General features: G+C 63.6%; 8 protein-coding genes. 6 read left to right on the forward strand and 2 right to left on the reverse strand.

Going from position 1 to position 10,035, the window contains the following annotated elements; translation table 11 throughout:
* Nucleotides 1–69 precede the first annotated feature (69 nt).
* Entirely contained in the window at nt 70–1,608 is a 1,539-nt protein-coding gene (locus tag EOB80_RS31555; protein ID WP_164762796.1) for a trimethylamine methyltransferase family protein, read from the forward strand.
* A 56-nt stretch (nt 1,609–1,664) separates the two neighbouring features.
* The gene (locus tag EOB80_RS31560; RefSeq protein ID WP_127331813.1) at nt 1,665–4,091 is read left to right on the forward strand and encodes an FAD-dependent oxidoreductase; all 2,427 of its coding nucleotides are present in this window, start codon (nt 1,665–1,667) and stop codon (nt 4,089–4,091) included.
* A 113-nt stretch (nt 4,092–4,204) separates the two neighbouring features.
* Here EOB80_RS31560 and EOB80_RS31565 read toward each other — a convergent pair whose 3' ends face one another.
* Nucleotides 4,205–4,597, reverse strand: coding sequence for a DoxX family protein (locus EOB80_RS31565; protein WP_127270196.1), 393 nt, complete (start codon nt 4,595–4,597; stop codon nt 4,205–4,207).
* A gap of 178 nt (nt 4,598–4,775) precedes the next feature.
* Between EOB80_RS31565 and EOB80_RS31570 the strand changes: the two genes are divergently transcribed.
* Complete coding sequence (locus tag EOB80_RS31570) at nt 4,776–5,282, forward strand: hypothetical protein (protein WP_032900282.1); 507 nt, start codon at nt 4,776–4,778, stop codon at nt 5,280–5,282.
* A gap of 76 nt (nt 5,283–5,358) precedes the next feature.
* Here EOB80_RS31570 and EOB80_RS31575 read toward each other — a convergent pair whose 3' ends face one another.
* Nucleotides 5,359–6,135, reverse strand: a complete 777-nt coding sequence (locus EOB80_RS31575) for a VOC family protein (protein ID WP_127331815.1) — start codon at nt 6,133–6,135, stop codon at nt 5,359–5,361.
* Between the two features lie 165 nt (nt 6,136–6,300).
* Here EOB80_RS31575 and EOB80_RS31580 point away from each other — a divergent pair, with 165 nt between their 5' ends.
* From EOB80_RS31580 to preA, 3 genes are all read left to right on the forward strand, one after another.
* Nucleotides 6,301–7,035: a gamma-glutamylcyclotransferase gene (locus EOB80_RS31580; protein ID WP_127331817.1), complete on the forward strand. Its 735-nt coding sequence runs from the start codon at nt 6,301–6,303 to the stop codon at nt 7,033–7,035.
* Nucleotides 7,036–7,158: 123 nt separating this feature from the next.
* Nucleotides 7,159–8,523, forward strand: coding sequence for an NAD(P)-dependent oxidoreductase (locus tag EOB80_RS31585; protein WP_127331819.1), 1,365 nt, complete (start codon nt 7,159–7,161; stop codon nt 8,521–8,523).
* A gap of 2 nt (nt 8,524–8,525) precedes the next feature.
* Nucleotides 8,526–9,839, forward strand: coding sequence for an NAD-dependent dihydropyrimidine dehydrogenase subunit PreA (gene preA, locus EOB80_RS31590; protein ID WP_127331821.1), 1,314 nt, complete (start codon nt 8,526–8,528; stop codon nt 9,837–9,839).
* Nucleotides 9,840–10,035 lie beyond the last annotated feature (196 nt).

The following is a 10,035-nucleotide window of genomic DNA, read 5'->3' on the forward strand; positions in this document are numbered from 1 at the left end:
CTAAAATCACGCCCGCAAACGGCGTATTTGTGACAGCTTGCCCGGTTTGCCGGGGCTTTGATGCCGGGCATGAACGAACCAAGACGCAAACGCGGCGCCGAGCGCACCAGCAACAGGGGCCCGTCGGCCATCCCGCAACTGCCGCTCAGGCGGGTGACAAATCCCTATCCGCCAATGGCCATGCTGTCGCCCGACCAGATCGAGCAGATCCATCAGGCGTCGATGCACATATTGGAGAATTTCGGCATCGAGGTGATGAGCCCGCGGGCGCTGTCGCTGTTCGAGAAGGCTGGCGCCGAAGTCGATCATGCCTCAGCGAATGTCCGCATCGATCGCGGCCTGATCGAAGACGTGTTGAAGACCACGCAGTCCAGCTATGTGTTGACGCCGCGCAATCCGGCCAACGCGGTTCATCTCGGCGGCAACACCATCAATTTCACCCTCGTCGCCGGGCCGCCGAATGTGCACGACATGGAGCGCGGGCGCCGCGCCGGCAATTTGCGCGACTATTCGGATCTGACCCGGCTGGCGCAGCATTTCAACTGCATCCACATGCTGGGCAACCAGGTGTGTGCACCGGTCGAACTGCCAGCCAATTCCCGTCATCTCGACACATACTTCACCAATCTGACGCTGACCGACAAGAGTTTCCATGTCTCGGCGATCGGCAGGGGCAGGGCGCTTGACGGCATCGAGATGATGGCGATTTCGCGCGGGCTGACGCTCGACCAGATGCGCGACGATCCCGGCATCACCACCATCATCTCGGTCAACTCGCCGCGCCGCTTCGACGAGATGATGGCCGAAGGACTGATGACCATGGCCGAGTTCGGCCAGTCGGTGGCGGTGACGCCGTTCACGCTGATGGGGGCGATGAGCCCGGTGACGCTGGCCGGGGCGCTGGCGCAGCAGAACGCCGAGGCGCTGTTCGGCGTCGTGCTGACGCAGCTTGTCCGTCCGGGCGCGCCGGTCATGTATGGCGCCTTCACCTCCAATGTCGACATGAAGTCCGGCGCGCCGGCCTTCGGCACGCCTGAGAACACCAAGGCCAACATTGCGTCGGGGCAACTGGCACGGCGCTACGGGCTACCCTACCGCACGACGCCGGGCTCGGCTTCCAACGCTGCCGACGCGCAAGGCGCCTATGAGACGCTGATGGCGCTGTGGGGCGCGGTGCTCGGCCACGGCAACCTCGTCTATCACGCCGCCGGCTGGCAGGAGGGCGGGCTGACGGCGTCGTTCGAAAAACTCATCATCGATGTCGAGATGATCCAGCACATGATGGAGTTCCTGCGCCCGATCGAGGTCAATGAGGCCGAGCTCGCCGTCGAGGCTTTGGGCGCGGTGCCGACCGGCGGCCATTTCTTCGGCGAACCGCACACGCTGGAGCGCTACGCCACCGCCTTCTACCAGCCGATGCTGTCCAACTGGCAGAATTACGAGGCCTGGCAGGAGGCCGGCGGCCTCGACGCCACGGCGCGCGCGATGCGGCTGTGGAAGAAGGCGCTGGAAGACTATGTCGAGCCGGTGATGGATATCGCCGTGCGCGAGGCGCTGGAGGCTTACATGGCCAGGCGCAAGGAAGCGATCGGGCAGGGCGAGCCGTGATGCCTCCCAGCTTGAATCCACTCACCCATCCAACTCACTGATAACAGAGCAAACTCATGAAATCGCATGCAAAGGTCGTGGTCATTGGCGGTGGCGTCGTTGGGTGCTCCGTGCTGTTCCATCTCGCCCGCCATGGCTGGACCGATGTTGTCCTGCTGGAGCGCGACGAGCTGACATCGGGCTCGACCTGGCACGCGGCCGGGGGCATGCACACCATCAATGGCGACCCCAACGTCGCCAAGCTGCAGAAATACACCATCAACCTCTACAAGGAGATCGAGGAGCTTTCCGGCCAGGCGACCGGCGTGCATCTGACGGGTGGCGTGCTTTTGGCGGCAACCGAGGCGCGGCTCGACTGGCTGCGCGGTGTCGTCGCCAAGGGCCGTTATCTCGGCATCGAGCTCGAGGAGATCTCGCCCAACGAAGCGGCCGAGCTGATGCCGCTGCTCGATCCCAAGCAGTTCGTCGGCGCCGTCAGGAACAAGGAGGACGGCCATCTCGATCCCTCAGGCGTTACCCATGCCTATGCCAAGGCCGCGCGGAAACTTGGGGCGGAAGTGGAGCGCTTCACCAAGGTCGAGGACATCGTGCGCCGGCCCGACGGGCTATGGCGCGTCATCACCAACAAGGGCGAGGTGGTGGCCGAGCATGTCGTCAATGCCGGCGGCCTGTGGGCGCGCGAGGTCGGCCGCATGGTTGGTCTTGAACTGCCTGTGCTGGCCATGGAGCACATGTACCTGATCACCGAGGACATGCCTGAGGTCGCCGCCTGGAATGCCAAGACCGGCACCGAGATCATCCACGCGGTCGATTTCGACGGCGAGCTTTACCTGCGCCAGGAGCGCGGCGGCATGCTGATGGGCACCTATGAGAAGGCCAACAAGCCGTGGTCTGAATACCAGACGCCATGGAATTTCGGCCATGAATTGCTGGAGCCGGACATCGACCGCATCGCGCCGTCGCTGGAGGTCGGCTTCCGCCATTTCCCCGCCTTCCAGAACACCGGCATCAAGCAGATCATCAACGGCCCCTTCACTTTCGCCCCTGACGGCAACCCGCTGGTCGGGCCGGTGCGCGGCCTGCCGGGCTTCTGGGTCGCCTGCGGTGTCATGGCCGGTTTTTCGCAAGGCGGCGGCGTCGGCCTCGCTTTGTCGAACTGGATGATCGAGGGCGATCCCGGCGCCGATATCTGGGCGATGGATGTCGCGCGCTATGGCGACTGGGCAACGATGGCCTACACCAACGCCAAGGTGCGCGAGAATTATTCCAGGCGCTTTTCGATCCGCTTCCCCAATGAGGAGCTGCCAGCCGGGCGGCCGCTGAAGACGACACCGGTCTATGATCTGCTCTCTGCCAAGGGTGCGCAATGGGGCGTTGCCTATGGGCTGGAAGTGCCGCTGTGGTACGCACCGGAAGGCGTCAAGGACGAATTCTCGTGGCGCCGCTCGAGCGACTTCACGCAGGTCGCCAAGGAGGTCGCGACGGTACGCGACGGCGTCGGCCTGTCCGAGATTTCGAGCTTCGCCAAATACAAGGTGACGGGCGAGAGAGCGGCCGCCTGGCTCGACCGGATGCTTGCCTGCAAACTGCCGAAACCCGGCCGCATGACTCTGGCGCCGATGCTGAAGCAGGACGGCAGGCTGATCGGCGACTTCACGCTGGCCAATCTGGGGGAGGATGGCTGGTTCCTCGCCGGCTCCGGCATCGCCGAGCAATACCACATGCGCTGGTTCGAGAAGCACCTGCCTGACGACGGATCGGTCCGCATCGAGGCGCTGGGCGCGAAGCTCACCGGCCTGTCGATCGCCGGCCCGAAGGCGCGGGATGTGCTGGCAAAGGCCACGCGCTCGGATGTCTCCAACGCGGCATTTTCCTTCATGGCCATTGGCCGGATGGATATCGGCATGGCGCCGTGCCTGGTCGGCCGTGTGAGCTATACCGGCGATCTCGGCTACGAAATCTGGGTGGCGCCGGAATACCAGCGCGCCGCCTATCAAGCGCTGATGGCGGCGGGCGAGGAATTCGGCATCGGCCTGTTCGGCTCGCGCGCGCTCAATGCGCTGCGGCTGGACAAGAATTACGGCTCATGGGGGCGCGAGTACCGGCCGATCTACGGGCCGCTGGAAGCGGGGCTCGACCGCTTTGTTGCTTACGGCAAGGACGCCGATTTCATCGGCAAGGCCGCGGCGCTGGCCGAGCGCAGGCAGGGCGGCAAATTGCGCCTGCGCGCCTTTATCGTCGATGCCGACGATGCCGATGTCATTGGCGATGAGCCGATCTGGTTCGATGGCGCCGTGCGCGGTTGGGTGACGTCGGGCGGCTATGCGCATCATTCGAAGAAATCCGTCGCCATCGGCTATGTGCCGAAGGAGATCGCCGATGAGAGCGACGGCTTCGAAATCGAGCTGCTGGGCAAGCGCCATACGGCACGCATGCAGGCGGTGCCGCTGTTCGACGCCAATTTCGAACGGATGCGTGCCTGAAGCGCTTCGGCTTCGCCGATGCGCTTCAGATACCTGTTTTGTGCATGTCGTTGTCCCAAAACCGCTGGGCACTTTTGGGTGACATGCACTAGTCACGCCCCTTCTTCTGGGCGTCAGGCGCTGCGGCGGTTGTCCAGCGCGAAGGCGCCGGCGCCGGCAAACACCAGATAGAGGAAGATGAAGCAGAAAGAGATCGCCGAATCGCCGCCATTGTTGACCGGGAAGAAGTCGCGCGGCATGTGCGCCATGAAATAGGCGATCGCCATTTCGCCGGCCAGAAGGAAGGCTACGGGCCGCGTGAACAGGCCGAGCGCCAGCAGGATGCCGCCGGCGAATTCGAGGATGCCGGCGGTCATGGTCAGCCCAGAAAGGGCGTGGGGATCGGCGCTGACGGGGAAGTTGAACAGTTTCTGGCTGCCATGCTCGATGAACTGCAGCGCGGTCATGATGCGCAACACGCCGAGCGCCTGCGGCTGGTATCTGGAGAGGCTTTCGAAAAGCTTCATAACGACTCCATTTTTCAATCCGCCCGGCCATAGATTATCACCCAGGAATGGACCATTCACTTCCCACGGCCTGCCGTCAACAATCGGTGATTGGAATGCTCCCCAATTGACCTTTCATATTTTTCCCGCAAGGGTTGCATTCCTATCGTTATGGTTGTATGGTGCGGACACTCTAGAAATGTGGGTTCCCTTTGCCATGAAAAAAGCCGCCATCAGCCTCTTCGCAATCCTTGCAGGCACCAGCTTCGCCATGGCCGAGGACGCCGGCTGTGAGGCGTTCAAGTGGCCGGTGACGCGGGAGCAGACCCTGTTTGCCGCAGCACCGGCAACGCCGTCCGGAACGGCGCTGGCGGTCGGTGCGGCTGCGGACCTGGAGCTGGTGCCGGTAGAGAAAGCCGGTTTTGCGGTAGCGCCCGAACGTGCCCCGGCATCGGACACGTTTGGTGCCGTCGCCAGCGTGGAGGTACCGTCCGAGGGAGCCATCCAGATCAGTCTCTCGGGCGAGGCCTGGATCGATGTCATCCAGGATGGCCAGGCCATCAAGTCGGCGGGCTATAGTGGCGTCAAAACATGCCCTGGCATCCGCAAGAGCGTGCGCTTCAAGCTTGCGCCCGGGCCGGCCACCGTCCAGTTCAGCGGCGCGAAAAAAGCTGAGCTGAAGGTCGCCGTGCTGGCGCCGGAATGAGACGGCGCCAGGCAGGGGGGAGGCCTTCATCGGTGGTCCGAAGCCGGCGCTTTGTGTCAGCGGTGCCTTATCGCGGTCAGCGGACCGGCGCCATCAAGGCAAAGTGTGCGCCTTGCGGGTCCTGGCACTGCACGACCCAGCTGCCGCCGGGGACCTCTATCGGCCCCATCAGGATCTTGCCGCCATTGTCGGTGACCCGTTTGGCCGCCGCGTCGATGGCCGCAACGTTGAAGTAGAATTGCCACACCGGCACCGGGATCTGCTCCGGCTTGTTCATGATGCCGCCGCCGGATTCGGGGCCGGCCGTAAAGGTCTGGTAAGTGCCCATCGGGCCCATGTCGAAATCGCCGGCGTCGACCCAGCCGAACTGCTCGGAATAGAAATCGAACGCGGCTTTCCAGTCGCTCGTATAAAGCTCGTGCCAGCCGATGTGACCCGGCGTGCCGGCCGGCACGACAGGTTGGTCAGGGCCGTTCGGCTGCAGGAACATGAACGTCGCGCCTTGCGGATCGGCGACGACGGCAAAGCGGCCGACACCCGGAATGTCGTCGGGCTGCCGGTGAACGGTGCCGCCGGCTTTCTCCAGCGATGCCGTGGCAGCGTCGACATCCCTGGTGTGGATATAGCCAAGCCAGGCAGGCGGCATGCCCATCCTGGCGGCATCCTCGGGCAAGGTCATCAGGCCGCCGACGCCACGTTCGCCCACATTCATGACGACATAGCGCGGCATGCCCGGCGCCACGTCGAAAGGCTGGGCCTTCCAGCCGACCACTTTGGGGTAGAACGCCTGGGCGGCGTCGAGATCTGATGTCATCAATTCGTACCAGAAGAAGGGCATCGGGGTTTTTGGCATTTTCGGTCTCCTCACCTTTCATGTGTGATCGTCGTCCATCATAGGACGATCCTCACGACGGAAATCCGACACCGCCCGGACAACAATGGGTGTGTGTGCCAAGCGGTCCCTGGTTGCGCACCCAGCGGTTTTCGATTTCTCTGCGGTGATGAGGGGTTGTCGTCCATGCGCTTGATGTCGCTCACGCCCGAGCTTGTCGCACTGTGCCATCGGGAAGAGGCCGATCCCGGCCCGGACCCGAGCTGGACAGACATGAACGACGAGGACTTTCAAAGCCTTGCCTTGCGGCTGTCCAATGAAGCCGATGAGGGACCGTTATGGGTGTTCGCCTATGGGTCGCTGATCTGGAAGCCGGAATTCGAGTCGGTCGAGCAACAGCTCGCCACGGCCTTTGGCTGGCACCGCTCTTTCTGCCTCGACATGGTGCGTTGGCGGGGCAGTGCCGAGCAGCCTGGATTGATGATGGCGCTCGAGCGGGGCGGACGCTGCAACGGCGTGATCTATCGCTTGCCGGAGGGCGAGAAGCCGGCGCAGATCGAAAGGCTGCTGCGGCGCGAGATCAGCGACCACGAAAGCATCGAGACGGTCCGCTGGCTGCCGGTGCATACGCCGCAAGGTACGCTGCGCGCGCTCGGCTTCTGGGTCGGCGTGAAGGGCAGGGGAGCGTCGCTGAACCAGCCGTTGGACAGAGTGGCGAGCGTGCTGGCGCGGGCCTGCGGGCATATCGGATCCGGCGCCGAATATCTCTACAACACGGTCAGCCACCTCGAAGCGTTCGGCATCCATGACCGCAATCTGTGGCGGTTGCAGGAATTGGTGGCGGAAGAGGTCAGGGATATCCATAGCCGTAAGCTTGAGACCGGCCATTCGCTCGCGCCGCAAACGCAACCGCCGCGATAATAACATGAGTAAAAAAATCATGTTAATATCCAGCCTTTTCAGTGACTTGCGCCGAAAATTGACCAATTGATAAAAAAATAAAACGTGCTAGCCTTCCCCAAAAGAAAACATGGGGAACTGACGATGCCAGAAGGCCAATTCAGGGAAGGCATTGCGGGCGGCAGGCTCTCGGCCGACCAGTATGCGGATAATTTTTCCGACCTGCATCCGCCGCTCGATCACCACGAGGCGCTGGTCGAATCCGATCGCTGTTATTTCTGCTATGACGCGCCGTGCATGAATGCGTGCCCGACCTCGATAGACATTCCGCTGTTCATCCGCCAGATCTCGACCGGCAATCCGATCGGTTCGGCCAAGACCATCTTCGACCAGAACATATTGGGCGGCATGTGCGCCCGCGTCTGCCCGACCGAAACGCTGTGCGAAGAAGTCTGCGTGCGCGAAGTGGCGGAAGGCAAGCCGGTGCAGATCGGCCGCCTGCAGCGCTATGCCACCGATGCCGCCATGGGCGAGAACAAGCAGTTTTATCCGCGCGCCGAGCCGACCGGCAAGACGGTCGCCGTGGTCGGCGCCGGGCCGGCCGGCCTTGCCGCCGCGCACCGGCTCGCCCGCCACGGCCATGACGTGACCATCCTGGAGGCGCGCGCGAAGGCCGGCGGCCTCAACGAATACGGCATCGCCGCCTACAAGAGCGTCGACGATTTCGCCCAGGCCGAAGTCGATTACGTGACCGCGATCGGCGGCATCGACATCCAGAACGGCAAGGCCCTCGGCCGCGACTATCAGCTGTCGGATCTGATCCGCAATTACGATGCGGTGTTTCTCGGCATGGGCCTTGGCGGCGTCAATGCGCTGCGTGCCGATGGCGAGGACGCCGACGGCGTCATCAACGCGGTCGAGTTCATTGCCGAACTGCGCCAGGCCAGCGACCTTTCCGGCCTGCCGGTTGGCCGCCGCGTCGTCGTCATCGGTGGCGGCATGACGGCGATCGACGCGGCCGTGCAGTCGAAATTGCTCGGCGCCGAGGAGGTGACGATCTGCTACCGGCGCGGCCAGGAGCACATGAATGCGTCCGAGTTCGAGCAGGATCTGGCCGCCGCCAATGGCGTCACCATCCGCCACTGGCTGCAGCCGAAGCGGGTGATCGCCGAGGGCGGCAAAGTGTCGGGCATCGAATTCGAATACACCGCCATGAACGGCGACAGGCTTGCCGGCACCGGCGAGACCCTGACGCTCGTTGCCGACCAGGTGTTCAAGGCGATCGGACAGAGTTTTGTGCCGGCAGCCCTCAACGGCAGCGGTGCGTCGATCGATCTCGAAGCCGGCCGCATCAAGGTGGATGCGGAAGGGCGTACGTCGCTTGCCAGGGTCTGGGCCGGCGGCGACTGCATCTTCGGTGGCGACGACCTCACCGTCTCGGCGGTCGCGCAGGGGCGCGACGCTGCGGAGAGCATCAACCGGGCACTGACCTCGAACGGGAGGGCATGAGCATGGCAGATATCAGAAACAATTTCGTCGGCATCAAGTCGCCCAATCCGTTCTGGCTTGCCTCGGCGCCGCCGACCGACAAGGCCTACAACGTCATCCGCGCCTTCAAGGCCGGCTGGGGCGGCGTGGTGTGGAAGACGCTCGGCGAGGAAGGCCCGCCGGTGGTCAACGTCAACGGCCCGCGCTATGGCGCGATCTGGGGCGCCGACCGCCGCCTGCTCGGCCTCAACAACATCGAGCTGATCACCGACCGCGACCTGCAGGTCAATTTGCGCGAGATCAAGCAGGTCAAGAAGGACTGGCCCGACCGCGCCATCGTTGTCTCGCTGATGGTGCCTTGCGTCGAGGAGTCCTGGAAGGCGATCCTGCCGGTGGTCGAGGAGACCGAAGCCGACGGCATCGAGCTGAATTTCGGCTGCCCGCACGGCATGTCGGAACGCGGCATGGGCGCGGCTGTCGGCCAAGTGCCGGAATATATCGAAATGGTGGTGCGTTGGTGCAAGCAGAACACCCGCATGCCCGTCATCACCAAGCTGACGCCCAACATCACCGATGTGCGCAAGCCCGCACGGGCGGCACATGCCGGCGGCACCGACGCGGTGTCGCTGATCAACACCATCAATTCAATCACCGGTGTCGACCTCGACAGCTTCGCGCCGCAGCCGACAATCGACGGCAAGGGCTCGCATGGCGGCTATTGCGGCCCGGCGGTGAAGCCGATCGCCATGAACATGGTGGCCGAGATCGCGCGCGATCCCGAAACCCGCGGCCTGCCGATCTCCGGCATCGGCGGCATCACCACCTGGCGTGACGCGGCCGAATTCATGGCGCTCGGCGCCGGCAATGTGCAGGTGTGCACGGCGGCGATGACCTATGGCTTCAAGATCGTGCAGGAAATGATCGCGGGCCTCGAAAACTGGATGGACGAGAAGGGGCACGCCTCGCTCAATGACATCGTCGGCCGCGCCACGCCCAATGTGACCGATTGGCAGTATCTCAACCTGAACTACGTCGCCAAGGCGCGTATCGACCAGGATGCCTGCATCAAATGCGGCCGCTGCCACATCGCCTGCGAGGACACTTCGCACCAGGCGATCACCAGCATGGTCGACGGTATCAGGCACTTCGAGGTGATCGAGGCCGAATGCGTCGGCTGTAATCTCTGCGTCAATGTCTGCCCGGTCGAGAACTGCATCACCATGGAGCCGCTGGCAGCCGGCGTGATGGACCAGCGCACTGGGAAGCCGGTATCGCCGGTCTATGCCAACTGGACGACGCACCCGAACAATCCGATGGCCAAGGTGGCCGCGGAATAGGGACACGTCACGAGAAGAGCGCCGAGGGCGCAGCAGCTTCTCTTCTCCCCGTCACTACGGGAGAAGGGGCCGGCAGGCGGATGAGGGGCAGCGCGACCTTTGGGATGATCTGCCCACCAGTCGCCCGCACCTCATCTCAAAGTTGGCGCCGCCCCTCATTGCCCTGCCGGGCATTTCTCCCCGTATAGTGACGGGG

It is taken from the genome of Mesorhizobium sp. M7A.F.Ca.MR.245.00.0.0, assembly GCF_003997415.1.
GTDB lineage: Bacteria > Pseudomonadota > Alphaproteobacteria > Rhizobiales > Rhizobiaceae > Mesorhizobium.

Coding starts and splice junctions, on each gene's coding strand:
- EOB80_RS31565 (WP_127270196.1), bottom strand. CDS start 4,597: ATGAAGCTTTTCGAAAGCCTCTCCAGATACCAGCCGCAGGCGCTCGGC.
- EOB80_RS31575 (WP_127331815.1), bottom strand. CDS start 6,135: ATGCCAAAAACCCCGATGCCCTTCTTCTGGTACGAATTGATGACATCA.
- EOB80_RS31585 (WP_127331819.1), top strand. CDS start 7,159: ATGCCAGAAGGCCAATTCAGGGAAGGCATTGCGGGCGGCAGGCTCTCG.
- preA (WP_127331821.1), top strand. CDS start 8,526: ATGGCAGATATCAGAAACAATTTCGTCGGCATCAAGTCGCCCAATCCG.
- EOB80_RS31560 (WP_127331813.1), top strand. CDS start 1,665: ATGAAATCGCATGCAAAGGTCGTGGTCATTGGCGGTGGCGTCGTTGGG.
- EOB80_RS31555 (WP_164762796.1), top strand. CDS start 70: ATGAACGAACCAAGACGCAAACGCGGCGCCGAGCGCACCAGCAACAGG.
- EOB80_RS31580 (WP_127331817.1), top strand. CDS start 6,301: ATGCGCTTGATGTCGCTCACGCCCGAGCTTGTCGCACTGTGCCATCGG.
- EOB80_RS31570 (WP_032900282.1), top strand. CDS start 4,776: ATGTGGGTTCCCTTTGCCATGAAAAAAGCCGCCATCAGCCTCTTCGCA.